Source organism: Halopiger djelfimassiliensis, from assembly GCF_000455365.1.
Taxonomy (GTDB): Archaea; Halobacteriota; Halobacteria; order Halobacteriales; family Natrialbaceae; genus Halopiger_B; species Halopiger_B djelfimassiliensis.
On sequence record NZ_HG315684.1, the window covers coordinates 725,894 to 751,515 of the forward strand.

A 25,622-nucleotide genomic window follows, 5' to 3' on the forward strand; every position below is an offset into this window, starting at 1 on the left:
CGTGGACGCGCCAACCGTCTCACGGCCCGGCGACACGCGAAAGGCCGTCCAGCGACGCCTCGAGACGATCGTCCGCGGGAACCGGGTTACGATCGCCGTGGTCTTTCCCGTCGTCGGGGCGGTGATGCTGGTCGGGAGTGCAGCGGCGCTGGTCCCGGCACCGCTGGCGTACAATCCGCTGGCTATCTTCGTCGGGACGGTCGTGATGCGCTCGCCGCTACTGGTCGGCCTCCTGCCGCGGATCGGCTGGCGGGCACTCGGCTGTCTCGGCGTCCTGACCGCCTATACCTACGCGATCGAGCTGGTTGGCGTGCGAACGGGTTGGCCATACGGCGCGTTCGAATACGCCGTCCAGCTTGGACCGATGGTCCTCGGCGAGATTCCGCTGGCCCTGCCGCTGTTTTTCGTTCCGCTCGTATTGAACGCCTACCTGCTGACGCTGCTGGTGCTCGAGACGTGGCGTGTGAACTCGCTTGTCAGACTCCCCGTTGCGGTCGCGGCCGTGGTGGCGATCGATCTGGTCCTCGATCCCGCCGCCGTGGCGATCGGCTTCTGGGAGTACGTCCCCGCCGGCCCGTACTACGGCGTCCCGCGCTCGAACTACGTCGGCTGGCTCGTCTCGGGTACCGTCGCCGTCGTCCTCGTCGATCTCGCGTTCGACCGCGAGGCGTTGCTCGAGCGGGTTCGAGCCTGCGAGTTCATCCTCGACGATCTGGTGAGTTTCGTGTTGCTCTGGGGGACGATCAACCTCCTCTATGGCAACTGGCTGGCGGCCGGCGTGGCCGGCCTGTTCTGTTTGGGGCTGTTGCGTACCGATCGGTACGATCGAGACCTGCTGCGGACGGCGCTTCCGGGTGTCGGATGACGAGTCCCCCTCCACGCCTGCCCGTTAGTAACTCCGTGGAGCCGATGGGGACCCGACCGTGCCAAAGCGATTTTTGTTCGTGTGGCGGACTGTTGCTATGGTCGTTCCACTGGAAATGGGATGGCGGCAGCTACTGTTCGAGAACTGGCCGATCGATCCTGCCGTGATGGATGCCCATCTCCCGAACGAACTCGAGGCCGACGTGTACGACGGCTCGGCGTGGCTCTCGATCGTTCCGTTCACCAACGTCGCCGTCCGACCGGCGGGCGTACCCGAATCACTCGGGATCCGACTGCCGGAACTCAACGTCAGAACGTACGTCACTCACGCCGGGGTTCCGAGCGTCTACTTTTTTAGCCTCGACGCACAGGGTGTTTCGAGCGTTCTCGGTGCTCGGCTCTTCTATCACCTCCCCTACTACTACGCGCGCATCGCGCTGGGCCGGACCGACGGGCGCGTCACGTTCAGTAGCCGGCGTCGGCATCCGGGCGCACGGCCCGCCCAGTACGAGGGGACGTACTGGCCGACCGGCGACCCGTTTTCGGCCCCGAGCGATCCGTTCGGCGAGTTTCTGGTCGAACGCTATCGGTTCTACACCGAAGCTCAAGACGGCTCGATCCGCTACACGGACGTCGAACACGAGCCCTGGACGTTGTACCCGGCTGCCGCCGAAATCGAAACGAACACGCTGTTTTCGGCCCACGGATTCGCCGAGCCGAACGCCGATCCGGTCTCTTACTACAGTCCCGGCCTCGACGTGGTCGCCTCACGAAGCACCCGGTTGTGATCTCGCAGTTGGCATCCTTCGACGGGGCCGATTCGAGCCGGGCCACTGGCGACTCGCTCGAGTCGGGAGCCGGTCGAGAGGTCGAGAACGCGGTTGCGGTCGGTCGTCCCCGCGACGATCAGACGAAGACGCTGGCCAGCGTTCCGCCGAACAGGAGCAACAACAGGACGGCGGCGAACGTAAGCGTCAGCCAGACGCCGAGACCGATCGCGGTCGTCCGGGCCATGCGTCGATCGACGTCGATCGAACTGCCTGCATCGTCGGTTGACATACACGAACCCGTAGGATGGCCGTCCCCACAGCGTGTCAACCACCATATCGAGGGGGTTAAAGTGCGTCCGCGGGGATCACTGCGTCGGCACGCGACTGCCGGGTCCGGGCTCGTGTTGCTCCCGCTCGAGGGTCGGGACGGCGGAGACCCGCCGGAAGACCGCTTCGGGGTCGCGGTTCCAGTGCCAGTGCCAGCGCGTTTTCGCGAGACACCACAGTTTCCGCGTCGTCGACAGGGACGGCTCTTGCGTGAGCACGTCGTAGTCCCGGGCCCGAATGAGCGCGTGGTGTTCGGCGTACAGGACGGCCGCCAACAGGACGGGGAGCTGACAGTCCGCGGGCAGATACCGAATCCCGGCGACGCCCTCGCGGTAGAGCGACTCCGTCCGCTGTAGTTCGTCGGCCATCGCCGCCGCGAACGAGTCGGAGTACTCGAGCGCCTCGAGTTGCGCGTTCGAAATCCCGTGTTTCCGCAGGGTCTCCTGTGGCAGGTAGATCCGGTCGCGCTCGAGGAGGTCCTCGCGAACGTCCCGCAGGAAGTTCGTCAACTGGAAGGCCTCGCCGAGTTTGATGGCGTGGGGGATCGCGGCCGACTCCAGTTCCGGCTCCAGTTCCATGATCGCAGTCATCATCACGCCCACCGCCGCTGCGGAGCCGCGCATGTACGACTCGAGGTCGTCGTACGTCTCGTAGCGGCTGGTCGTGATGTCCGTCTCCATCGCGTCGACGAACCGGTCGATCTCCCCGTCATCGATGTCGTATCGGACCCGAAGGTCCTGAAACGCCTCGAGTACGGGGTCGTCGGGCTCGGCGTCGCCGAGCGCCCGGGCGCGAAGCGCCTCGAGTTCGGCGCGCTGTCGCGCTGGTGGCACGCCCTCGGCGTCGTCGACGATTTCGTCGGCGATCCGGAAGAACGCATAGAGCACGTGTGTTGCGTGGCGGACCCGCTGTGGGAGAAACCGCGTCGCGAGGTAGAAGGTCTTCCCGGTTCGCTTCTGGATCGCCTTGCTCGCATCGACGTGTTCCCGTTGCATTCTCACTCACGACTCCGGAACCTGCCGGACGCTTTGACCGCGTTCCGGATGGACTCGATACGACAGATGGTTACAAAATAGCTACCCCTCACTAGTGGGGTCGTGAGTGAACAGTTCGTCGAGCAGTTTCCGCTGTGCGGCCCGGAGATGCTGGTGAAACGTCGATCGGGAGATCCCCATCGACTCGGCCAACTCCTCGCCGGAGACGTCGCGGGGCCACTCGAAGTAGTCGGCGTAGTAGGCTTTCCGCAGCGCCATCTCCTGGCGTTCGGTCAGCGCCGATTCGAGTTCCGCCATGAGGTCACGCGGCGTTCGCGTCGGCTGTTCGTCCTCGCGGTAGCTGATCAGTTCGACGCGATCGTACCGCGTTTCGAGCAGGTCGTAGGCCGATCGTGCGGACTGTCCGTTGGGGAGATCGAGCGTGAGATCCGCCACGCCGTCGGCGACGGCGAACCGCCGAACGACCGCGCCGTGTTCCGCGAGGGTCGTCACGATCCCGTCGGAAAGCGCCAACTCGAGGAGAACGCCGTCGTCGTACGACGACAGGACCGTGGCGGCCGTTACGGGCTCGAGCGCTGTCGCGGTTTCGGCGACGGTCGCGCCGTCGGAGTGTCCGACGCGGAAGAACACGAGCGGCGTCCCGTCACGATCGTAGGCCAGTCCTCGATAGGTGATCGGGGCCTCGAGTGCGGTCGAAAGCGCCGTGGCGAACAGCGACGGATCGTCGATCGTGAGTTCGAGTTCGACGACCGTCTCGGTCGTGAGCATTCGGCGGGTCTCGACGGCGTTCATCGCGGTTGCGACCGTCCCGGCGAGCGACTCGAGGACGAGGCGTTCGCGGTCCTCGAAGCAGTCGGGTTCGTCGGCGAACAAAACGAGAACGCCGTATGTCACGTCGCCGTAGGTCAGCGGGAGCGCGGCGACAGACCGGAACAGATCGCCCGCACTCGCGGGCCACCACTGGTCCGCGTCCTCGAAGGCCGTGACGTCCTGTATCACCCGCGGTCGATCCGCATCGACAGCCCGAACGGCCGGATGCGACTGGTCCGACTCGAGGACGAGGGCATCGTCCTCGAGAGGGGTGTCGTCGGCTCCGGCCCACTCGCGGGGAGCGATACGGTTGTTCGTCACGTCCACCCGGCCGATCCAGGCGAGCACGTACGGTTCGGTGTCGACGAGCCGATCGCAGACGCGTCGTTCGATCTCCGTTCGCGTGCCCGCCCCGACGGCGGCGTCGGTTACGTCACGGACGAGACCGTCCACGCGGTCGAGGACGTGCTCGAGCGTGCTGCGTTCGTCCCGAAGCTGTGCGGCGGTTTCCTCGGCGGCGATCTCCGCCAGTTTCCGGTCGGTGATCTCGAGGTGGACGACCGAGACGTGGGTGTCGCCGTCGACGGTAAATCGACTCGCTCGCATCATGAACCACTGCTTTCGCTCGGGCGAGTGGCAGGGGTACTCCATCGCGAACGTCGCCCGGTCGCCGGCCAGAACCGATTCGATGCCGTCGACCGCGCGCCGTGCGTGCTCGTCGTCGTCGGCGTCCATTTTGGCGGTCGCGATGTAGTTGACGCCGACGTGGTCGTCGGGATGGCCGTCCGGTCCGAACTCGCGCCAGGAGCGGTTCGTAAGCAGGATCTCGCCGTCGGCAGCGAGGACAGCGACGGTAATCGGGAGCGTCTCGAGGGCCGCCTCGGCGAGTGACTGCCGGTGGACCATCGGGTGAGTATTGGATCGCCAACGTATTAACGGCCGTGGGGCCCCGAGACGGCGGACTCAAACCCCGTTCAGTGGCGATTACGGGGTCGACTCGAGGAGTTCGTCGCGGAGCATCGGGATGAACGTGCCGATGTCGGTGACCATCCCGATGGCCTGTGCGCTGCCGCGATCGAGTAACTGGGTGACGGTGGCGGGGTTGATGTCGACGCAGACGGTCTTCGTCGTCGAGGGCAGGCAGTTTCCGACGGCGACCGAGTGCAACAGCGTCGAAAGCATAAGCACCATGTCGGCCTCCTGTGCCTGCTCGCGGATCGCGTTCTGGGCCTCGATCGAGTCGGTGATGGTGTTCGGCAACGGACCGTCGTCACGAACCGAGCCCGCGAGGACGTACGGGACGTCGTTTTCGATACACTCGTACATCACGCCCTCGTCGACGATCCCGTCCGCGACGGCCTCGGCGATGCCGCCCGCGCGAACGATCTCGCTGATCGTGTAGATGTGGTGTTTGTGTCCCTTTCGTGGGTGCTCGAGCGATTCCGTATCGACACCCAGCGAGGTTCCGTAGAGATCCCGCTCGAGGTCGTGGACCGCAAAGCCGTTGCCCGCACTGAGCGCGCCGATATAGCCCGCCCGAACCAGGTCCGCCAGCGCGTCCCGACCGCCGGAGTGGACGATCGCCGGCCCACAGACCGCGAGCACGGTCCCGTCGCTCTCGTTGACCTCGCGCATCTCGTCGGCGATCTCCTCGATCAGCGACGCCGAGGGGCGTTCGCTCGAGACGCCTCCCTGCATGAACCCGAAGGAACTCCCCCCGTCGCGCGGTCGCTCCGGTGGATCGACCCTGATGCCGCTCTCGCCGGTGACGACGAGATCACCCTCCTCGACGGCGTTGAGGACCTTGGTGGAGACCCGCGGCCCGTCGTCCGCTTCCGACTCGATCCCCTCGACGACCAGTGCACAGTCCATCTCGATGTTTTCGACCTCGACCCACTGGCCGTCGATACGGACGGCGGTCGGATGGTTCGTCGTCGAGTAAAAGTCGACGGGAACGACCTGATCGGCCGGCGCGGTCTCGAGTCTCGCGTCACGCGGATCGGCCACCGTCGCCCCCTGCTGGTTGAGTTCGTGGAGGATCGCCCGCAGGTCCGATTCCGTCTCGGCAAGCACCGTCATTCGACAGTACGTCTCGTCGTGTTTGTGACGGCCGACCTCGAACGCCTCGACCTCGAACTCGCCGCCCATCTCCATTACGACCCCGAAACAGTTCCCCATCGTCCCCGAGTCGATGATGTGTCCCTCGAGTTCGACGGTTTGTGCGACTGTCATTAGGGGACAATTGACGATCGGAGACCGTCAATGTGTGTGTCCGTGAAACGACGGGAACGTCGCCCACACCTTCCCTTGCCGCCGTTCCACGACCTGTGTGTCACGATAACGTTTTTTTACCGGGACGTGGATGACTCCCACGGAGATCACCCGCGCCCACCCGACCGGATATCCCGTTTCGGTCGTTCGTCCCCGTAACGACCGAGACGTTCCATGCGTCGACACGAGGCCGCGAGACGGCTCGGGTCGGCACCGGCCCAGTGGTCTCCGATCGGTTCGGACGGGTCAGCGAGTACGACCGCGATACCCCGTTCTCCTGTGGCCCCCGAACCGTGTCACACGCTCCTTTCGATCCGGTCGCGTTCAGTCACGGCAATTGAGACCAACATATATGGTACCTAGTGGCATATATCCGAGTATGGCAAGTGACTCAGCGTTTGCCGGACGGTCCCGGTGTCGCAACTGCGGGTTCGAAGCTCCCGGCGGCGGCGAGGAGTGGGGACGAATCGACGTTCCGAAACTCGGCCGGATGACCCAGTGTCCGAACTGCGAGAGTACCGACATCATCACACGCCGGTGAATCGATCGGTTCGGTAACACTGCTCGAGGACGGCGGTGATCGCGATCGGAAAGGGGTGGAAACAGACTCTTGGTCGTCTCCGTTCTAGCAGTCGTATGAGCGACGAGCAACCCCGACACGATCAGCCGACGACCGACGAGGAGTGGCGGGCGGAACTCGACGAGGAGGAGTACCGGGTCCTTCGAGAGGCCGGAACTGAGCCGCCGTTCAGCGGCGAATACGTCGATCACAAAGCCGACGGCAGCTACGCCTGTGCCGGCTGTGGCACCGAACTGTTCGACTCCGATGCGAAGTTCGAATCCGGCTGTGGCTGGCCCAGTTTCGCCGACGTCGACGACGACCGCATCGAAACCCGACTCGACACCAGTCACGGCATGCGCCGGACGGAGGTGCTGTGTGCAAACTGCGGCGGTCACCTCGGACACGTCTTCGACGACGGCCCCGAACCGACCGGCAAGCGATACTGCATCAACTCCGTCGCCCTCGAGTTCGACGAGGAGTGAGGGAGCGACCGGTATCGCCGAACGTGCAGGCAGCACGCTTTTCGAACTCCCCGGCTCACCGTCGGCCATGTCCAACGAACGACCGACCGCCGAGGAACTGCGTCAGGGGATGACCGTCGAAATCGTTCAGGACGATGCCGACGTCCAGTCCGAGGACACCGAACCGATCATCGGCGAGGTCGGGACGATTCACGGCGACGATCCCGAGGGGCCCCACGTCAAACTGAAAAGCGGTGCCGTCGGCCACGTCCAGTCCGTCGTCCACGACGAGTAACCGGTCCACGTCCCGAACTCGAGTGTGGCTCGGTTTGGTGCGTTCGACGGCACCCCAAATCCCGTCGACCTCGAAGCCCCCATCGGTCTCCCGTGATTCAGCCGCGGAGCATCCATACAGTCGAAGATCGTCGATATTTTTGGAAATATATTTGATAGCTGCGGAACACTACCCATTCTGATTGGGTATTCAACCAGAGTTTCAGAAAGATCCGACACATTCATAGTCAACAGAGTAATATCACTAACTATGATGCCCGACGCAGCGCCGATCGGAAGCCGATCGGGTGAGACCGGAGACGTCGTCGCAGCGATCGACGAAATCGACGGGCGGCCACACCTCGTCATCGCAGATATCGCGCGGGACGACGTCTGGGTCGCCATGAGCGAGGCCGAAACCGCCTCCCTCGAGGAGTGGCGATAACGACAGCCGCGTCGGGGCTTGCGGTCTTTCAGCCATCGGAGCCGTCGTCTCGAAACGCGGCGTAGACCGCGTTCGCGCGTCCCTCGCCGATCCCGTCGATCAGAGTGAGTTCCTCGCGGTTCGCTCCGAGGAGTTCCTCGACGGTCGGGTACCGCTCGTACAGCGCCGTCGCCAGCTCGGGACCGATCCCTTCGATACACCCGTACATTCGCTTGGTCGTCGGCTCGCGCTGACTCGCAACCGAGCCGGCCGGAAGCTGGCGGCTCGAGGGAGATTCGACGTGTTTTCGGCCGAGTCGAACCGCGAAGTCGACGAGCGTCCGGCGGTCCGTACAGGGGATTACCGGCACCGCCTGACGCGCCGTAATCGAGGCTATCGACCCACGGATCGACGCCGGCGAGACGCCCGTTCGAAGCGAGTCGAAATCGTCGAACCCCCCTTCGAGGAGGACGTACGAGTGGTCGTAGACCGCAGCCAGACGCTCGACCTGCGTGGTGAGATCGGAGCCGGACCGCCCCATCGCGCTCGTCACGTAGTCCCGCGGCGTCTTCCGTTCGACTCCCACCGATCCGATAGCGAGGTCGCCGGCCGAGAGCCGCTCGACGCCGGTGTCGGTCACGTCCGGATGGTTGCGGACGGCCGCCACGAGTCCGGCGGGTTCCCGATCGTCGACGGTGACGGCAACGCGCATACCCGCGGGAACGTCCTCGAGACGGGAACGGCTATCGGTTCGTTCGAAAACGGGTCGAAGCGATGGTTTCTATCCCCGTCCGCCCGTAGCGAAGCGAACGATGGTTTCCCCACGGCCCGGCGACGAGCGCCGACTCCTCGTCGTCGGACTCGAGGACGAACCCGTGCGTACAGCGACGAACGACCTCGAAGCCGGCCCCACCGACGTCCGGACGGTCGCGACCGCACAGGCGGCTCTCGAGCGTTTCGCGACAGGTCCCGTCGACTGCGTGGTGACCGCCCAGCGGCTGTCCGACGGGACCGGCGTCGCTCTTCTCGAGCGGCTACGCGACCGCGATCCGACGGTTCCGGTCGTGCTCGTTCCGGACGACGCCGGCGACGAGGCGGTTGCGAGTGCCGCTGTCGCCGCGGGGGTCACGGAGTACGTTCCCCGCGATCGATCCGACGACGACCTCGCCGCGGCCCTCGAGCGAGCGATGGCGACGAGCCGAAAGCGACGGCGACGGCGGGCGCGAGCGCGCCAGTTCGGCGCGATATTCGACGATCCGGAGACGTACGCCTGGGTGCTCGAGCCGGACGGGGCGGTTCGGCGGGCCAGCGAGGCCGCGCTCGGGGCGCTCGACGCGACCGAGGACGACGTTCTCGGTTGTCCGTTCCCGACGTTATCGCTGTGGCAGCGCGCCGAAAAGGGGGAATCCGTGGTTCGAGACGCCGTCGACCGGGCGGCAAACGGCGAGGTCGTCCACCGGGAGGTTGCCCGGACCCGCGCGACCGACGAGCCGCCGGGCGAGCGCGAGTCGTACGCACTCGAGGTGACCGTCCGGCCCGTGCGGGACGACTCCGGGACTGTCGTGTCCCTGCTCGCGCGGGCAACCGACGTCACCGAGCGGGTCCGCCTCGAGCGGGAACTCCGCGAGTCCGAACAGCTTCACCGGGTGACGCTCAACAACATGACCGATACCGTCCTCATCACCGACGACGACGGGGCGTTTACGTACGTCTGTCCGAACGTCCACTTCATCTTCGGCTACTCCGACGACGAGATCCACGAGATGGGGACGATCGACGAACTCCTCGAGGCGGACCTGTTCGACCGCGAGGAGCTGGCGACGGAAGGCGTGTTGACCAACATCGAGTGTACGGCGACGGACAAGGCGGGTCGTGAACACACGCTGCTCGTCAACGTCCGCGAGGTCGACATCCAGGGCGGGACGGTCCTCTATAGCTGTCGGGATATCACGAAACGAAAACGCCGCGAGGAGGCACTGACGGCGCTCCACCGGACCGCACGGGAACTGCTGTACGCCGAAACGGACCGCGAAATCGCCACCCTCGTCGTCGAGGACGCAACCGATGTCCTCGATCTCGAAGCGAGCGCCGCGTACCTGTTCGAGACGGACGAGAACGTGTTGCAACCGGCCGCCCGTTCGCCGGGAATGGACGCGTTACACGGCCCGTTACCTGCCCACCAGCCCGGCGGCGACAGCATCCCCGGCGACGTCTTCGTCGAAGGCGAGAGCCGGTTCTTCGCGGACGTTCACAAGTCGCCGCTGTTGTCCGATCCGACCACCGGGATCAGAAGCGCCGCGTTCGTCCCGCTTGGCGATCACGGCGTCTTCGTTGCGGGATCGGCGACCGTCGACGCGTTCGACGACGTCTCGCGGGAACTCACCGACCTGCTGGCTGCGACGGCCGAGGCCGCGCTCGACCGGGTCGAGCGGGAACGAACCCTCCGCGAACGGGACCGCGAACTCAAGCGACGGAATCGACAGCTCACGCGACTCAACCGGATCAACGAGATCATCCGGGAGATCGACCAGGCGCTGGTACAGGCGGAGACGCGCGAGGAGATCGAAGCCGCGGTCTGTGACCGTCTCACCGCCGCCGATCGGTTCTCGTTCGCCTGGATCGGGGCGGTCGACCCCGGCGGCGATCGCTTGGCGTCGCGCGCTCACGGCGGAACGGAACAGGGTCGGGACTATCTCGACGGGGTCTCGCTTTCGCTGACGGCGGCTGCAACCGAACCGGCGGTTAGGACGGCGAGAACGAACGAGGTGACCGTCGTCTCCAACGTCGCCGATGCCCTCCACGAGTGCGGCCAGTCGTGGCGAAAGGAGGCGCTTCCACGCGAGTACCAGTCGGTCATCGGCGTCCCGCTCTCGTACGACGAGTTCACCTACGGCGTGATGACCGTCTACGCCGACCGTCCCGACGCGTTCGACGAGGTCACGCGGGCCGTCCTCGAGGAACTCGGCGAGACCATCGCCTCCGCCATCGCGGCGGTCGAGCGAAAGAGCGCGCTCCTGTCGAACGCGAGTACGCGCCTCGAGTTCGACGTTCGCGACGGGAGTTTCGTCTTTACGCGACTCGCCCGGCGGGCCGAGTGTGTGCTCTCGTTCGACGGCGGCATTCGACAGCGGGAAGACGCTGCCGCGGTGTTCGTCACCGTCGAAGGGTGTCCGCCCACGGACGTCGTCTCGGTCGCCGACGACCTCGTCGCCGTCGAGGGTGCGCAGGTGATCAACGACGCGTCCGACGGCGACGACGCCGGAACCGGGTCCGGCACCGAACGCGAGCCCGGCGGGACGGTCCTCGTGGAGCTTTCGCGGCCGTTTCTCGCCCTTCGGCTCGCCGACCACGGCGTGGTCCTGCGGAGCGTCGAAGCCACGCCCGAGCGTGCCCGGATCGTCGTCGACGTCCCACGAAGCGTCGATGCTCGAGGGAGTGCGACCGTCGTCTCGGAGACGTTCTCGGACGTCGAACTCAGGTCGAAACGGAGCGTCGATCGAACCACGCCGCGGGACCTCCGGTCGGAGATACTCGACCGACTTACCGAACGACAGCTCGAGGTCGTGCAACTGGCCTACTACGGCGGCTACTTCGAGTCGCCGCGGGACCGATCGGGCGAGGAAATCGCCGAGACGCTGGGGATCTCGCCCGCAGCGTTTTACCGACACAACCGGACGGTCCAGCGGAAACTCTTCGACCTCCTGTTCGACGAACTCGGCCTTCCGGCAAATACTGTACCTACGGTTGAATAGTGAACCCTACTGATTCGGAGGCGCTAGCTATCTGACGAGTACGCTCATCCACGTCTTCCGAATAGTGTTCGATCGCGACCGTTGTGCTCCCCCGGCGGAGACGGTCGAATCACCATGAAAGACATCGAATACGACCCGGCGGAGGAATCGACATACGAGTGTTTCGCGTGCGGCACCGTCGTGCAAGCGTCGACCCCGGGCGCATGCCCCGACTGTGGTGCCGACATGCGCAACCGGCGGACGCCGATCGAGTAACGGCGTCGTCCCATTGGACACCGGTGGCGGATCGTCCCCTTTCGTGGTTAGTGGTACCGCAGGCCACTGTTTCAAGACCGTAGAGCGCGAACGTCGAGGGGATGTCCGCCACCGGATCCATCACCGTCGTCCCGAGCGTCCACTTTTCGCCGACCCACCGCCGTCGCGTGCGAACGACGATCCGCGAGACGGAGCCAGATCTCGTCGCCGTCGAACTCGACGAGCGACGGTACGAACGCCTCGAGCGAACCGATCGAGAGACTCCGTTCGAACTGGCCCGGGACCTTCCGCCGGCGACTGCGGCCGCCTACAACGTGTTGCGAGCGGTCCAGCGGACAGTGGTCCGACTGTACGGGCTCGATCCGGGCAAGACCGACATGGAGACGGCCATCGAGACCGCCGCCGAACTCGGGACCGACGTCGCGCTCATCGACGATCCGATCGAAGAGACCGTCGCCGCACTTTCCTCACGGGTCGGTCCGGACCTCCTGCCGAAACTGTTCGTCCGGGCCCAGCGGATGCCCCCGAGCCAGCAGGTCGCGCAGTTCGAACTGCTCACGCTGCCGTTCGAGGACATCACGAGCGGCGAGGACGTCCAGCCGGCGATCGAACAGCTCCGGTGGTTCCTCCCGGAGCTGACGGACGTACTGATCGACCGCCGCGATCGGGCGATGGCCGCGCGGCTTCACGCACTCCGGCGTGAGGGCCACGACGTCGTCGCGGTCGTCGGGGCGGGACATCACCTCGGTATCGAGCGCCGCCTCGAGGACCTCGAGTCGCGGGACGACGACGGGGAGACGCCGGTCCCGGTCCGATCGCCGTCGCGGACGGTGACCCGCATTCCGATCGACTGAGAACCCCCGACGGTCAGCCCTCGAGGTAGGCCATCGCTTCCTCGTCGGTCACCTGTCCGAACTCCCGGTAGAACTGGCCCACCGCGCGGAAGTTCTGGGGCGTCCGGAGCGCGATCACCTCGTCGGCCTCCCGCTCGAGGGACTCGATCGACTGTGGCGAGCCGACGGGGACCGCAAGGACGATGGTGTCGGCGTCGGCCTCCTGAACCTGCCGCAGACAAGCCGTCGCGGTCGCCCCGGTCGCGACGCCGTCGTCGACGACGACCACGCGCTTCCCGCGCAGATCCGGCATGCCGTCCGTTTCCCGGTACCGATCGGCCTTCAGGCGCGCGTTTTCGGCCTCTTCGTCGCGGATCTCCTCGAGATAGGTCTCGGAGACGTCGAGCCGATCGATCAGATCGTCGTTGTACCGGGTGCTGCCGTCGCTCGCGACCGCGCCGAGGGCCAGTTCGGGGTTGTTCGGCGCGCCCATCTTCCGGGCGACGACGATATCCAGTTCGGCCCCGAGCGCATCCGCGACGGGCCGGGCGACGGGCAAGGCTCCGCGCGGGATCCCGAGGACGATATCGGCCTCGAGTCCGCGGCGCTCGAGTTCGGCCGCGAGCCGGTTGCCGGCGTCGGTCCTGTCGTCGAACATGGGTCTAACGGACGTAGATCGCCCACGCACTACGGTTTGACGTGGCATACGACGGCAGCCGATCCGCCGCCCGGAAGCGACCGGAACACGCCTGCCCAACGCCTACGACCGGAGCCTCGCGACGACCCGTATGGGACGCCTGCAACGAACGCTGTCGAACGTGTCCGAGGAGTCCGGTACGGAAAGCGGCCGCGTCGCCGTCGTTGGCGGCAGCATCGACTATCCGAATCAGCCGGCGATCGTCGGAACGGCCGCGCTTCGGACGGGATCGGACCACGTTCGCGCGCTCGTCGCCGAGAACATCTACGAGATCGTCGCGAGCCACTCGCTGAACCTGCTCGTCAGCTACTACGCCGGCGAGCGGTTCGACGAGGGCGCGGTCGAGCGAACCCGCGATGTCAGCGAGTGGGCGGACGCGCTCGTGATCGGTCCCGGCCTGGTCGACGCGGAAACGCGGGCGGTCTGTGAGACGATCGACTCCGTCTCCATCCCGGTCGTGGTCGACGCACTCGCGATCGAACCCGCGCTCGAGGCCGACCTCTCGAACGCCGTGCTCACGCCGAGTGGTTCCGAAGACGACCCGATCTACGAGACCTACGGGTCGCTCGAGACGTTCACCGAGGAGACGGGCGCGGTGATCACGCTGACGGGGGACGTCGACGAGATCGTCGCCGACGGCGAACGGCTGCACAACGAGACCGGCACGTCGGCGCTGACCGTCGCAGGGACCGGTGACACGCTCGCCGGGATCACCGCCTCGCTGCTCGGGCAGGGGATGGAACGGCGGGAGGCGGCGGAACTGGGCGCGTGGATCCTCGGCAAAAGCGGCGAGCTGGCGACGGCCGAATACGGACCCGGCGTCCTCGCGACCGACGTGATCGACAGCATTCCGAACACGATCCGGTAGCCGTCGGGGAAACGGTTATCCGTCAGTTGATCGTCACCTCGAGTAGACGAATGTCCGACGACCACCCGCACGGAACCTCGACGGGAGACGGTTCGGAGCCGACCGTTTCCCACCCGCTCTTCGCGGCGGTGTACGATCGATGGCTGCCCGAACCGCCGTCGATGAAGCCCCACCGGACGTATCTCGCCCGGAACCTCTCGGGGCGTGTCCTCGAACTCGGCATCGGAAACGGAGCGATGGTTCCGTTCGTCGCCGCCAACGCGGACGACGGTCTCGAGTACCACGCCATCGAACCGGACCCGCACATGCGAAAGCGGGCGCACCGAGCGGCCCGGAAGAACGACGTTCCGGTACGGCTCCGTGACGCCCGCGCGGAGTCGCTTCCCTATCCGGACGACGCCTTCGACATCGTCGTCTCGGCCGTCGTCTTCTGTACCGTTCAGGACCCCGACGCCGCCATAGACGAGGTCGCACGCGTCCTGAAACCGGACGGCGAGTTCCGGTTTCTCGAGCACGTCCACGCCGACGGCTGGCGCGGCACGGGACAGGACCTCCTGAACCCGCTGTGGGAGCGTGCCGCCGGCGGCTGCCAGCTGACCCGGAAAACCGTCGAGCGGTTCGTCGAACACGACGCGTTCGCCGTCGAGGAGATCGAGCGCGTTTCGTTCGGGATCTTTCCCGTAACGCCGGTCGTCCGCGGGACGCTCCGGCGACGCCGCGCCGGGCTCGAGGGGTTTATCGGAACGGACGTGGGCATAGGGGTATGACCACGAACAGGGTGCGGATGACGCCGGGACCGACCGAGGTCCCCGGAGCCGTCAGGAACCGAATGGCCGAACCGACGCCCAATCCCGACGTCGAGGCCGAGTTCTTCGAGTTCTACCGATCGTTGACCGAGAAACTCGAACGGCTGTATCGAGCCGGACCGACGGCCGGCAGCGACTCGAGCGGACAGGCGGGGAGCCGGGACGTCGTCGTCCTCGGCGGCGAAGGCATCCTCGGTCTCGAGGCCGCGATCGCCTCGCTCGTCGAGGAAGGTGACCGCGTCCTCTGTCTCTCGAACGGGCTCTACGGCGACGGCTTTGCCGATTTCGTCGAACAGTACGGCGGCGAGGCCGTCACCTGCGAGTTCCCCTGGCGGGGGACCCTCGGGGCCGACGCCGTCCGCGACGAACTCGATCGGGCAGCCGACGCCGGCGAGCCGTTCGATCTCGCGACGATGGTCCACTGCGAGACGCCGACGGGGACGCTCACCGACCTCGAGCCGATCCTCGACGTCCTCGAGGACCGCGGCGTCATCTCGGTCGTCGACGCGGTCTCGTCGCTGGGCGGTACGCCCGTCCCGACCGACCGGATCGACGTCTGTCTGGGCGCGAGCCAGAAGTGTCTCAGCGCGCCGCCGGGGCTGGCGACCTGCGCGATCAGCGACCGCGCGTGGGACCGCATCGAAGCCGTCGAGACGCAGTCGTTCTACACCGACCTCGAGCCGTGGCGTACCGCCGCCGCCGACGAGTGGTTCCCCTACACGCACCTGACGGCGAACCTCTACGGGCTCGACGCCGCCGTCGAACTGCTGTTCGAGGAGGGCCTCGAGACCGTCTTCGATCGACACGAGACGGCCGCGGCCCTGTGTCGCGAGCGGGCCCGATCGCTCGGGCTGGAGCTGTACCCCGCCGACGAGGCCGACTGCTCGCCGACGGTGACGGCACTCGACGTCGAGGGCCGAGCCGCGACCCTCCAACAGGCCGTGCTCGATGAGCACGGGATCGTCCTCGCGACCGGGCTCGGCGACCTCGAGGACGACGTGCTCCGGATCGGCCACATGGGTCACAACGCCCGCGTCGATCACGTCGAGCGGACGATGGACGCGCTGGCCGACGTGCTCGAGTGAGCCACAGAAACTCGACTCTCGGGGCGTCGTATCCGACGGGAACGAAGCCGGAACCTGCAGGTGGAACCGTTTCCCGCCCGACCGGGCTAGCTCTCCGTATGTCCGACCCCGATCGGGAGCCGACGGAGAAACCGACGAATACGAAAACGGAGGCCAAACAGGAGGATCAGCGGATCATCCGCAACTGGGTAGGGATCGCCGTCGTCTCGATCCTCGCGCTGTGGCTGCTCGTGATCGCGCTGATGCAGGCGACCGGCGTCATGGACGTGTTCGGACCGATCGCCGACACCCAGACACAGCAGTGGGCCGTCTTTGCCGTCCTCGTACTCGTCGTCGTCGCCCTCGCCGGGTGGAGCTGGCGCTCGATCGTCGGATAACCGGTCTCAGTCGTCGGTCGGAACGGACGAGCGACGCCGTATCGCGTCGAACCCGCGCTCGAGGTCGGCAAGCAGATCGTCGGTTCCCTCGACGCCAGCGGACACGCGAACGAGCGTATCGGTGATCCCGAGGTTCTCCCGTTCGGCCCGCGAAAGCGGTTCGTGGGTCATTCCGGCGGGGAGTTCGATCAGGCTCTCGACGCCGCCGACCGAAACCGCGAGCGTAAACTCCTCGAGCGCTTCCACGAAGGCCGCCGCGTCGTCGATGTCGCCCTCGAGTTCGAACGAGAGGATGCCGCCGAAGCCGTCCATCTGTTCGCGGGCGAGGTCGTGCTGTGGGTGGCTCTCGAGACCGGGGTAGTAGACGTCCGAGACGAGTTCATGGCCCTCGAGGAACTCCGCGAGAGCGACGGCGTTGCGCTCGTGCTGGCGCATCCGCATGTGCAGCGTTTTCAGCCCCCGGAGAACGAGGTAGCTGTCGAACGGGGCGAGCATATCGCCGACGCCGACCTGCTGGTGAAACTGGAGCCGTTCGGCAAGCGAGTCGTCGCTCGTAACGACGGCCCCGCCGATCGAGTCCGAGTGGCCGTTGAGATACTTCGTCGTGCTGTGGGCGACGACATCCGCGCCCAACTCGAGCGGACGCTGGAAGTACGGGCTCGCGAAGGTGTTGTCGACCCCGAAGGTCGCGTCCGCGCTGGCCGCGATTGCGGCGATCGCGGCGATATCACAGAGGCCGAGTTTCGGATTCGTTGGTGTCTCCATCCAGACGAACGCCGTCTCGTCGGTGACTGCCGCATCGACGGCCGCCGTCTCGGTCGCGTCGACGAACTCCACGTCCACGTTCAGCCGGCCCGCGAAGACCTCCTCGAGCATCCGCCGGGTGCCGGCGTAGAGGTCGTCGAACGCGACGAGGTGGTCTCCCGGCTCGACGACCGACAGGATCGTCGTGAAAATCGCCGCCGTTCCGGACGAGAACGCCATCGCGTACTCGCCGCCCTCGAGCGCGGCCAGTCGCGTCTCGAGGGCGTGTCTGGTCGGGTTCGACAGCCGCGAGTAGACGAACTCGCCGGCGTCGGGATCGACGTCGTCGAGGCTCAACTCGGTGTCCAGACCCGGCAACGCGTAGGTCGAGGCCAGATGGAGCGGCGCGGTGACGTCGCCCGCTTCGCTTCCGGTCCGGAACGGCTCCTCGCCCGCGGTGACGGCGAGCGTCTCGAACGCCCGTTCGGGTGCGGTCATGTCCGAACGACACGAACGATAGTGAGTAATATCTTCCTATTTTGTGGTAATATTTTCCTGTATTTGGTATAACCAGAGATTATTGCCAGATCGACGAGAGTCGCGCTGGCTGGCACTTCACTGCGAGCGCGTCTCGATCCGGCACGCTCTCGTGGGCCGACCGGCTCGGAACTCCTGTGCCATGTGAAGGCAGTACAGAGCGTTGCCGGAAGGAAACCCGTTTAGTCGGGCCGCACCAGGGACGACCAATGAGTACGAGTTACCGGATTGGACTCGTCGGCAAACCGTCCGTCGGCAAGTCCTCCTTTTTCAACGCGGCGACGATGAACGACGTTCCCGAAGGTGCCTATCCGTTCACGACGATCGACCCAAGCGTGGGCGAGGCCTACGTCCGCGTCGACTGTGCGGCCCCCGAGTTCGACGAGGAGTGTACCCCGAACGTCGGCTACTGCGACGACGGCACGCGGTTCGTTCCGACGAAACTCGTCGACGTCGCCGGCCTCATTCCGGGTGCCCACGAGGGTGCCGGACTGGGCAACCAGTTCCTCACTGACCTCAACGAAACCGACGTGCTCGTCCACGTCGTCGACTTCTCCGGCCAGACCGATCTCGAGGGCGAACCCACCGAGGACCACGACCCCCGGAAGGACATCGACTTCCTCGAGGAGGAACTCGACCAGTGGTATCTCGGCGTCCTCGAGAAGGGGATCGAACGCTACGAGTCGGGGTATACGACCGAGGACGACGCCATCGAGGAGGAACTCGCCGAGCAGATGAGCGCGTTCAAGACCACCGAAGACGAGATCAAACGCCTGATCCGGCGCGTCGATGTCGGCTTCGAACCCGAGGCGTGGGATGCCGAGGACAGACTCGAACTCGCCCGCGAGATCCGCAAGGAAACCAAACCGATGGTCGTCGCGGCGAACAAGATGGATCTGCCGGCCGCACAGGAGAACTACGAGGGGATCACGAGCGACCCGGACTACGCCCACCTCACGTTCGTCCCCTGTAGTGCCCACGCGGAGAAAGCGCTGAAGTCCGCCGATAGGGCCGGCGTCGTCGACTACCGACCGGGCGATGCGGATTTCGAAATCACGGGCGATATTTCGGGCGAGCAAGAGCAGGGACTCGAGCAGATCCGGACCTTTCTCGACGACTACGGCGCGACGGGGGTGCAGGCGGCCCTCGAAACGGCGCTGTTCGACGTTCTCGGCGTGACACCGGTCTTCCCCGGCGGCGCGAACGGGCTGGGGAACGAACGCGGCGAAGTGCTCCCGGACTGTTACCTGATCCCGCCGGGATCGACCGCCGAGGACTTCGCGTACAGCCTCCACTCAGACATCGGCGATGGCTTCCTGCACGCAATCGACTGCCGGACGAACCGCCAACTCGGTAAGGACTACGAGGTCGAGGCCCGCGACGTGATCGAGATCATCACGACGAACTGATACTCGAGAGGGCGGCCGGTTACCGGCCCCAGATGAGCCGCTCGACGGCACCGTCGAGGCGGCTCGAGACCCCCGCGATCCAGCCGTCTGGTGAGACGGTACGCAACTCGTCCTCGTCGACCTCGATCCGGTTCTCGTCGACGGGATCGCGGCCCGCTCGGCCGTCCTCGTTACGGTCGGTCTCCGCGACGTCGACCGCAACTGACATCGAACAGCGGCCACACGCTTCCCGTTCCTTTGGCATGTTATACCGTGGTACGGTCCGGCGATTCTTAAACGCTGGTACCGGCTGCGCCGACGGACTTTTGGCTCACGCATGATATGTGACCACATGGAACGACCCGCCGTAACCGGCTCGGCGGCGACGGCTCGAGACGGAGCCGCGTCAGCGACGTCCGCACACGGTGACAGGAATGCGTGATCACGAGCGATTCACGGACGATCGCACCGAAACGGGGATCGACCGCCCGGACGCGGCCGACGGAGCGACGGCAGCGGACCGCGAACGCGAGTCGGGTCCACGTGACCGCCGCGAGGAGGTTCCCGACTGGGACGACGAGTACGTCGATCGGGTCAGTACCCGACTCATGTACAACTACGACCTCGAGAAGGACTACGATGTCGGGAACGAGCGGTTCACGCTGTACGGGCGGATGGATATCGTCAACCGGAAACACTTCCTCCATCCTTCGATCTCGATCGCCGAACACGAGTCGACGGAACACCTGTTCGTCACGCACGTGCCTCGAGTCGACGACCGAACGCTCGATCGGTACCTCGATCTCGGCCGCGAGTTGGCCGACGAGTGGATCGAGCCCGACGAGGAACACTTCTGTACGGAATTTACGTTCGTCCTGCTCGCGCCGTCGATCCCCGAGGCGGTACGGAGCCGCGTTACCCGCTTCGCCGAACGGACGCTGTTGTCCTACGGGTACCACGGCCACTACGAACTCAACGTGGTCGTCGTCACACCCGAGCGGGAGGAAGCGGTTGCAAGCGAGAACGCCGACGTCGCGACGGCCTTTCGGCTCTGGGAGCCGATCGAACGGGAGGAGCCCGGTGTTCTCGAGCTGATCGCCCGGCGGCTACAGCTCTAATCGTCCTCGGCTGTATCGCCGCCGTCGGCGGCGACTGGTTCTTCGCCGACGGTTCCCGTGGACTTGATGTTGCCGTAGCCGAGCCACAGCAAGGCCACGGCGAGTCCGACCAGCGTCAGGTTGATGACGAACTGGCTGCTGCCGGCGATCCAGGTCCAGAATCCGGGATCGCCCGACAGGAGCCGAGTGTACAGCACCTGATAGAGTGCGACCCACAGGAGACCGATGACCGTAATGACTGCCATCACCACCAGCGGGACGCCCGTACTGAGCAGTTGTTTGCTTCGGTCCCAGTTGGCGAGCCAGACGGTTCCGGTAAGCAGCGCCAGCGCGGCGAGCAACTGGTTTGCACCGCCGAACAACAGCCACAGGTCCTCCCAGCTTCCCGTTCCGAGAAGCAGGAACGCGACGATCACGATGATGCTCGTGTTTACGTACCGATTCGCGCCGTAGCCCTCGATCGACGTTTCGGGGGTCCCGATGACCTCTTCGACCATGTATCTGCTGAGTCGGACGGCGGTGTCCATGCTGGTCAGGAGGAAGCTGGCGAGGACGAGCGCCATGAACGGCGCGCCGTAGCTCTCCGGGATGCCGAAGGCGGTGAAGATCACGCCGCCCCCAGTCGCGAAGTTCGGGAGCGCGAGCCCGATACCGGTCCCTTCGGCGATCCCGACCACGGCGATGGTACAGAGCGCGACGGCGGCGAGCAGGCCTTCGCCGAGCATCCCGCCGTAGCCGATCAGCCGAGCGTCCGTCTCCTTGTCCAACTGTTTGGCCGTCGTTCCCGAGGAGACCAGCGAGTGGAACCCGCTGATCGTCCCGCAAGCGATCGTGATGAACAGCAACGGGAAAAGCGGCATCAGTTCGTACGCCGCGTTGTCGCTGCCGAACACCCCGTACCACGCATCGACCTGAAACGTGAGCGGCTCGCTGGTGGTGGTGACGAACGTGCCGACGATGACGGCAAGCAGTGCGCCACCGACGCCGGTGTACAGCAGGAACGACGACAGGTAGTCGCGGGGCTGGAGGAGCATCCACACCGGCAAGACGCTGGCGAGCCCACCGTAAACGAGCATTATCACCACCCACGCGCCGATGTTCGCGTTAAAACCGAGTTCGGGGACCACCGCCGGAGCGGTCTCGCCGAACAGGACGATCGTCCCCGTGGCGTTCGGAAACTCCGAGCCGAACAGCGCGATCGGGTACCTGATACCCACGTACACCGACGCGAAGATGCCGGCGACGAAGACGACCGTCCCGACCGAGAACGGCAGGTTCAACTGGTACAGCCAGAAGCCAAATCCGAACGCGAGCGCGATGTAGAGGAGGCTCGCCGTGGCAGCCTGCGGATAGGCGTCGAAGACGATGCCGATGACCAGCGCGAACACTGCCACCACCAGAATCGTCAACAGGAACGCGAACCACAGTAGCATGTTCTTGCCGCGCTCGCCGACGTACTCGCCGATGATGTAGCCGATCGACTTCCCCTCGTGTCGAAGGCTCCCCGACAGCGAGATGAAGTCGTGAACCGCGCCGATCAGCGGGTTCCCGATCGCGACCCACAGCACCGCCGGGACCCATCCCCAGACCAGCGCGGCCGTGATCGGCCCGACGATGGGCGCACCCCCGGCGATGCTCGAGTAGTGATGCCCCAGTAACACAGGCTTCTTCGCGGGAACGTACTCCTGTCCGTCCTGATACTTGTGTGCCGGCGTCTCCCGACTGTCGTCGAGGTCGACGAACCGCGAGAGATACCGCCCGTATCCGAAGTACGCGGCGGTAAACAGCGCCAACACCAGCGCGACGATCCAGATCACTCCTGCCATGGTATTGTCTCCCGTACCATGGGTCGCACGGAACCATTATAAATATAATTCCCCACAATACATGAATTTTCGATCCCGATCGAAATTCACCGAGACACACGAATCGGTCCGCCGTCCCCGCCAGCCCGCTGATCCACGGTCGCTAGCCGATCCGCAGTTCCTCGCCCGGTTTGACCTCGAGTTCGGCGGCGACGTCCTCGAGAAGGGTTCCCCGAACCTCCTCGGGCCGAGTTTCGATCGTCGCGACGGTCGGGACGTCGAACGCGTCGTCGATGTGCTCGAGTCGGTCGCGTTCGGTTGCGACGCGCCGGCGGAGATACCGCGCCCCTCGACCCTCCTCGTGCGGGTCGGGTTCGGGGGTCAACCGGTTGACGACGAGTCCCCGAACGGACAGGTCGGCGGCTTCGAGCGTCTCGATCGACCGCCGCGTCTCGCGGATCGAGAGTTCGTCGGGGTTCAACACGAGATAGAACGTCGCCTCCTCGCGCAACACCGTCCCGGCGAACTCGAATCGCTCCTTGCGCTCCTGCAGGCGCGCCACGATTGGGTCGCCGTCCATCACGCGCCGGGGCTTTCGGTTCCCGATCGCGGCCTTCTCGTAGCGGTCGATGCTGCGCTCGCGCTTTTCCAGCAGCCGCTCGACCCACCGCTCGAGCAGGTCGGGCAATGCGAGCAACCGCAGCGTCGACCCGGTCGGCGAGGTATCGAACACGACGGTCTCGTACGGGTCGGCGTTTTGCATCACCTCGATAAACCGGTCGAACAGGGCCGATTCGTACGCTCCGGGCGTCCGATGGGCCAACTCGAGCTGGGCGTCGATTTCGTTGACCATCGCCGCGCTCACCTGCTCGCTCAGCTGTTGTTTGAGCCCCTGCAGGTGTTCCTGTACCTCCCGCTCCGGATCGATCTCCATCGCCGAGAGCCCGTCGTACCCCTCGATCGGTTGTGGATCGTCGCCGAACTCCTGTTCGAAGACGTCGGCCGTACTGTGTGCCGGGTCCGTCGAGACCACGAGCGTCTCGAGACCCGCGTCAGCACACTCGAGCGCGTAGGCGCTCGCGATCGTCGTCTTACCGACCCCGCCTTTGCCGCCGAAGAAGACGAATTCCGTCATCGCCTCAGAAGTGATACTGGTGTCCCTTGCGTTCGATGAGCGACCGCCGATCCCACAGTCGCCGTTCCCAGGCCTCGAACTCCGCTTGCAGGTGTGGCAGGAGTTCGGCCGTGTAGTACGACACCGGACTCGGAACGCCGAAGGCGTCGGGGAAACACGCCAGCATGAACGCATCCTCGAGATCCTCGGCCTCGGCCTCGATCTTCTCGGAGGCCGGATGGACGATCAGTCCGTGATAGAGTCCGTGGAGCCACTCCTCGAGCGTCGCCCGGTAGGCCGCGATCCGGTCGGCAACTGTCATCGTTGGGCATGATTGTCGCTCGAGGCAAAAAGCTGTCACGCCGTCATCGATGCGGTCACAGGAGATGCCCGAACGGGCACGCTCGATTCCGCAACGGTCCACCTTTCGACGAGACGCTCTTGGGGCCGTTACGACTCGGTGTATGCGAATCCGACTCGATACTCCTCGTCGTACTTGAGCGTCACATGTCGGATCCCGTCGACGTCGAAGGTCACGGTGTCACCTTCTTCGAAGTCGCCGTCGATCTCGTCGCCGAGGTCGACCTCGGTCCGTCCGTCTTCCGCCCATGCGGTGGCCGTGAGTTTCGACGCGAGAAGCGCATCGCCGCCGACGTGTTCGATCTCGTTCCCGTCGAGTTCGAGTTCGATCGAGGGTCGGGTTTTGGTCCCGCCGACAGTGATCTCGTCGTCTCCCCAGACCGCGGACACGTTGGTTCCGATCGGGACGTCCGTGACCTCGATCGTCGCGCCGTCGGAGACGGTCTCGTACTCGTCGGTCCACTGCGTGTCGGCCGGCTCCTCCTCGACCAGCAGTTCGTACTTCTCGGCCGGCTGTTCGGCCACGTCGGCGTCTTCACCGAACTCGATAGTCGCCGAAAGCGTCTCGCTGCCGTAGTCGTACTCGAAGCGAACGAGCCCCGGTGGGTCGACGAATTCGGTCCCGATGCTGTCCTTGTAGCTCGCTCCGTCCCAGCCGACGATGACGGCGTCACCCGGACGAATCCCCTCGAGCGTTTCCTGATGGCCGCTTTGGACCGTTTCACCGGTCCAGGGCTGGCGGGTCGTTCGGGGTTCGGGTTCGTCCTCGTCGTGGCGATAGTACGGCCGTTCCTCGTAGACCGCGAGGTGGATCCTGTCGCCGTCAAGCGTGAAGTCATCGGCGTACTCGACGGTGAGCGTCTCGGCGTCGAGGTCGTAGTCGTACACGAACTCGAACCGGTTGAGGATCGTCGTCCCGGACGAACTACTCCCGAGTTCGTGATCGTGATTGAGGGTCACCGAGACGTTCGGCTCGACGTCGTCCATGTCGATTTGAATCGTGTCGCCCTCCTCGATCGTCCCGTGACCGTCGGCCCAGATCTCGCGGTCGTACTCCTCATCGGCGAGTTCGAGCGTGAGGTCCTCGACCGGCGTCGGATCGCCGCGCCCGACTTCGAGTTCGAGCATGTCGTCGTCGGGATCGATATCGCGGTCGGTTTGGAGCATGCCGGGACTCTCGTGTTCGCGGATGGCGCGTTCCTTCTCGAGGTCACGTTCGCCGGTGACGGTGATGACCGCGCCGTCGACCTCGACTGTGGGCTCGCCCTCGGACGACATGTACGCCAACTCGCCGGTGAGGGATTCCACGAGTTCGTCGGTCACGTCGGATTCGTCCTCGAACGCGAAGACGAGTTGGACCGCCATCGTATCCGGATCGAGGACGGTCGATGCGTGGACCGCGTATCGAACGTCGGCGTCGGCGTCGATCTCACGGCCTAACTGTTCGTCGCCGACGGTGATGTTGTAGCTGTCAGCGTCGTCGACGGTCTCGAACGCTTCCGCGACCTCGGATTCCGATTCCAGTAGTCGAGTGTTCTCGCCCGCACCTGCGGCGACGGCGTCCTCGAGCATCCCCGACTCCTTACCGATGACGATGACTTCGTCGAGATCGGCGGCGACGAGATCGGTAGTGGCACTGTCGTAGAAGTCGTATTCGACTCCGTCGTCGGTTTTGCGGGTCTCGGCGTCGCCGTCGATTTCGATGTCGCCGCTGAGCACGGTGATCGGCTGAGAGTACCCATCCCCGAAATCCAACACGGAAACGTGCTTTGTGACGGCCTCGGAATCGATATCGAACGAACCGGTATGTGGATTCATTTCGTGCGGTTCGTTTGCCTCGCGTCGGCGCTCGAAGTCGACAGCCGAAATCATCATCGTCTCCGACGCAACCGTGGCCGGAAGGTAATCGAGAAGCGAATCGAACTCCGATGGAACGGACGCGCTCTCGGACGCGACGTCGTCCTCCGTCGCTGCGACCGCGTTTCCGGCCAGTGCGACGGTAATCGTCGTGCCAATGCCTCCAAGGAGGGTCCGGCGGGGACACTGTGTCATAGTCACGCCGAACTTGACCCGGGGATTACAAGTAAGTTTTCATCACTTTCTACCCCAGAAACATGATGGTGATT

27 protein-coding genes are annotated in these 25,622 nt (G+C 65.3%); 15 read left to right on the forward strand and 12 right to left on the reverse strand.

From position 1 onward, the window contains the following. Position 1: 1 nt before the first annotated feature. Both cruF and TX80_RS03575 read left to right on the forward strand, forming a co-directional pair. Entirely contained in the window at positions 2-865 is an 864-nt protein-coding gene (gene cruF / locus TX80_RS03570) for a bisanhydrobacterioruberin hydratase (protein WP_049921495.1), read from the forward strand. Positions 866-962: 97 nt separating this feature from the next. Continuing rightward, on the forward strand, positions 963-1,652 hold the full coding sequence (locus tag TX80_RS03575) for a YqjF family protein (RefSeq protein ID WP_049921496.1): 690 nt from the start codon (positions 963-965) through the stop codon (positions 1,650-1,652). A gap of 118 nt (positions 1,653-1,770) precedes the next feature. On the opposite strand, the gene TX80_RS19290 is transcribed toward TX80_RS03575, so the two are convergent. From TX80_RS19290 to TX80_RS03590, 4 genes are all read right to left on the reverse strand, one after another. Continuing rightward, positions 1,771-1,923 carry a hypothetical protein gene (locus TX80_RS19290; RefSeq protein ID WP_195893024.1) on the reverse strand — a complete coding sequence of 51 codons (153 nt, stop codon included), beginning with the start codon at positions 1,921-1,923 and terminating at the stop codon, positions 1,771-1,773. A gap of 76 nt (positions 1,924-1,999) precedes the next feature. Further along, positions 2,000-2,956, reverse strand: a complete 957-nt coding sequence (locus TX80_RS03580) for a phytoene/squalene synthase family protein (RefSeq protein ID WP_049921497.1) — start codon at positions 2,954-2,956, stop codon at positions 2,000-2,002. Between the two features lie 81 nt (positions 2,957-3,037). Further along, the gene (locus TX80_RS03585) at positions 3,038-4,672 is read right to left on the reverse strand and encodes a bacterio-opsin activator domain-containing protein (RefSeq protein WP_049921498.1); all 1,635 of its coding nucleotides are present in this window, start codon (positions 4,670-4,672) and stop codon (positions 3,038-3,040) included. 78 nt (positions 4,673-4,750) lie between these two features. Then, positions 4,751-5,998, reverse strand: a complete 1,248-nt coding sequence (locus TX80_RS03590; RefSeq protein ID WP_049921499.1) for an ornithine cyclodeaminase — start codon at positions 5,996-5,998, stop codon at positions 4,751-4,753. A 418-nt stretch (positions 5,999-6,416) separates the two neighbouring features. Between TX80_RS03590 and TX80_RS19295 the strand changes: the two genes are divergently transcribed. The 4 genes from TX80_RS19295 (at position 6,417) to TX80_RS19300 (ending at position 7,778) form a co-directional block, all read left to right on the forward strand. Continuing rightward, positions 6,417-6,578 carry a hypothetical protein gene (locus TX80_RS19295; protein WP_195893025.1) on the forward strand — a complete coding sequence of 54 codons (162 nt, stop codon included), beginning with the start codon at positions 6,417-6,419 and terminating at the stop codon, positions 6,576-6,578. A 95-nt stretch (positions 6,579-6,673) separates the two neighbouring features. Beyond that, complete coding sequence (gene msrB / locus TX80_RS03595; RefSeq protein ID WP_049921500.1) at positions 6,674-7,081, forward strand: peptide-methionine (R)-S-oxide reductase MsrB; 408 nt, start codon at positions 6,674-6,676, stop codon at positions 7,079-7,081. 67 nt (positions 7,082-7,148) lie between these two features. Further along, positions 7,149-7,355, forward strand: coding sequence for a DUF2196 domain-containing protein (locus tag TX80_RS03600; RefSeq protein WP_049921501.1), 207 nt, complete (start codon positions 7,149-7,151; stop codon positions 7,353-7,355). A gap of 249 nt (positions 7,356-7,604) precedes the next feature. Beyond that, a complete protein-coding gene (locus TX80_RS19300; protein ID WP_195893026.1) occupies positions 7,605-7,778 on the forward strand; it encodes a DUF7556 family protein in 174 nt (57 codons plus the stop codon). A gap of 28 nt (positions 7,779-7,806) precedes the next feature. Here the strand turns inward: TX80_RS19300 and TX80_RS03605 are convergent, their stop codons facing one another. Continuing rightward, complete coding sequence (locus TX80_RS03605) at positions 7,807-8,469, reverse strand: ERCC4 domain-containing protein (RefSeq protein ID WP_049921502.1); 663 nt, start codon at positions 8,467-8,469, stop codon at positions 7,807-7,809. Between the two features lie 100 nt (positions 8,470-8,569). Here TX80_RS03605 and TX80_RS03610 point away from each other — a divergent pair, with 100 nt between their 5' ends. The 3 genes from TX80_RS03610 (at position 8,570) to TX80_RS03615 (ending at position 12,618) form a co-directional block, all read left to right on the forward strand. Beyond that, positions 8,570-11,509, forward strand: coding sequence for a bacterio-opsin activator domain-containing protein (locus tag TX80_RS03610; RefSeq protein WP_049921504.1), 2,940 nt, complete (start codon positions 8,570-8,572; stop codon positions 11,507-11,509). Between the two features lie 114 nt (positions 11,510-11,623). Continuing rightward, positions 11,624-11,764, forward strand: coding sequence for a rubrerythrin-like domain-containing protein (locus tag TX80_RS18885; protein ID WP_154658564.1), 141 nt, complete (start codon positions 11,624-11,626; stop codon positions 11,762-11,764). A gap of 101 nt (positions 11,765-11,865) precedes the next feature. Continuing rightward, positions 11,866-12,618 (forward strand): TraB domain-containing protein, encoded by a 753-nt coding sequence (locus tag TX80_RS03615; protein ID WP_049921505.1) that lies wholly within the window; start codon positions 11,866-11,868, stop codon positions 12,616-12,618. A gap of 13 nt (positions 12,619-12,631) precedes the next feature. On the opposite strand, the gene TX80_RS03620 is transcribed toward TX80_RS03615, so the two are convergent. Continuing rightward, the gene (locus tag TX80_RS03620) at positions 12,632-13,255 is read right to left on the reverse strand and encodes a phosphoribosyltransferase (RefSeq protein ID WP_049921506.1); all 624 of its coding nucleotides are present in this window, start codon (positions 13,253-13,255) and stop codon (positions 12,632-12,634) included. Between the two features lie 130 nt (positions 13,256-13,385). Between TX80_RS03620 and TX80_RS03625 the strand changes: the two genes are divergently transcribed. From TX80_RS03625 to TX80_RS03640, 4 genes are all read left to right on the forward strand, one after another. Further along, complete coding sequence (locus tag TX80_RS03625; protein WP_049921508.1) at positions 13,386-14,162, forward strand: NAD(P)H-hydrate dehydratase; 777 nt, start codon at positions 13,386-13,388, stop codon at positions 14,160-14,162. Positions 14,163-14,212: 50 nt separating this feature from the next. Continuing rightward, positions 14,213-14,929 (forward strand): class I SAM-dependent methyltransferase, encoded by a 717-nt coding sequence (locus tag TX80_RS03630; RefSeq protein WP_049921509.1) that lies wholly within the window; start codon positions 14,213-14,215, stop codon positions 14,927-14,929. After that, positions 14,926-16,053: a pyridoxal-phosphate-dependent aminotransferase family protein gene (locus TX80_RS03635; protein WP_049921511.1), complete on the forward strand. Its 1,128-nt coding sequence runs from the start codon at positions 14,926-14,928 to the stop codon at positions 16,051-16,053. The genes TX80_RS03630 and TX80_RS03635 overlap by 4 nt, the downstream gene beginning before the upstream one ends. 98 nt (positions 16,054-16,151) lie before the next feature. After that, the gene (locus tag TX80_RS03640; RefSeq protein ID WP_049921512.1) at positions 16,152-16,430 is read left to right on the forward strand and encodes a hypothetical protein; all 279 of its coding nucleotides are present in this window, start codon (positions 16,152-16,154) and stop codon (positions 16,428-16,430) included. Between the two features lie 6 nt (positions 16,431-16,436). On the opposite strand, the gene TX80_RS03645 is transcribed toward TX80_RS03640, so the two are convergent. Beyond that, positions 16,437-17,672, reverse strand: a complete 1,236-nt coding sequence (locus TX80_RS03645) for a trans-sulfuration enzyme family protein (RefSeq protein ID WP_049921514.1) — start codon at positions 17,670-17,672, stop codon at positions 16,437-16,439. A 248-nt stretch (positions 17,673-17,920) separates the two neighbouring features. Here TX80_RS03645 and TX80_RS03650 point away from each other — a divergent pair, with 248 nt between their 5' ends. Further along, positions 17,921-19,120, forward strand: coding sequence for a redox-regulated ATPase YchF (locus TX80_RS03650; RefSeq protein ID WP_049921515.1), 1,200 nt, complete (start codon positions 17,921-17,923; stop codon positions 19,118-19,120). A gap of 19 nt (positions 19,121-19,139) precedes the next feature. Here TX80_RS03650 and TX80_RS03655 read toward each other — a convergent pair whose 3' ends face one another. After that, on the reverse strand, positions 19,140-19,364 hold the full coding sequence (locus TX80_RS03655; RefSeq protein ID WP_049921516.1) for a hypothetical protein: 225 nt from the start codon (positions 19,362-19,364) through the stop codon (positions 19,140-19,142). A 169-nt stretch (positions 19,365-19,533) separates the two neighbouring features. Here TX80_RS03655 and TX80_RS03660 point away from each other — a divergent pair, with 169 nt between their 5' ends. Then, positions 19,534-20,217 carry a hypothetical protein gene (locus TX80_RS03660; protein ID WP_195893027.1) on the forward strand — a complete coding sequence of 228 codons (684 nt, stop codon included), beginning with the start codon at positions 19,534-19,536 and terminating at the stop codon, positions 20,215-20,217. On the opposite strand, the gene TX80_RS03665 is transcribed toward TX80_RS03660, so the two are convergent. From TX80_RS03665 to TX80_RS03680, 4 genes are all read right to left on the reverse strand, one after another. Continuing rightward, positions 20,214-22,043, reverse strand: a complete 1,830-nt coding sequence (locus tag TX80_RS03665; protein ID WP_049921517.1) for a carbon starvation CstA family protein — start codon at positions 22,041-22,043, stop codon at positions 20,214-20,216. The genes TX80_RS03660 and TX80_RS03665 overlap by 4 nt on opposite strands. 142 nt (positions 22,044-22,185) lie before the next feature. Further along, entirely contained in the window at positions 22,186-23,157 is a 972-nt protein-coding gene (locus TX80_RS03670; protein WP_049921518.1) for an ArsA family ATPase, read from the reverse strand. A 4-nt stretch (positions 23,158-23,161) separates the two neighbouring features. After that, the gene (locus TX80_RS03675; protein ID WP_049921519.1) at positions 23,162-23,458 is read right to left on the reverse strand and encodes a hypothetical protein; all 297 of its coding nucleotides are present in this window, start codon (positions 23,456-23,458) and stop codon (positions 23,162-23,164) included. 128 nt (positions 23,459-23,586) lie between these two features. Beyond that, the gene (locus TX80_RS03680; protein WP_049921520.1) at positions 23,587-25,548 is read right to left on the reverse strand and encodes a hypothetical protein; all 1,962 of its coding nucleotides are present in this window, start codon (positions 25,546-25,548) and stop codon (positions 23,587-23,589) included. Positions 25,549-25,622 lie beyond the last annotated feature (74 nt).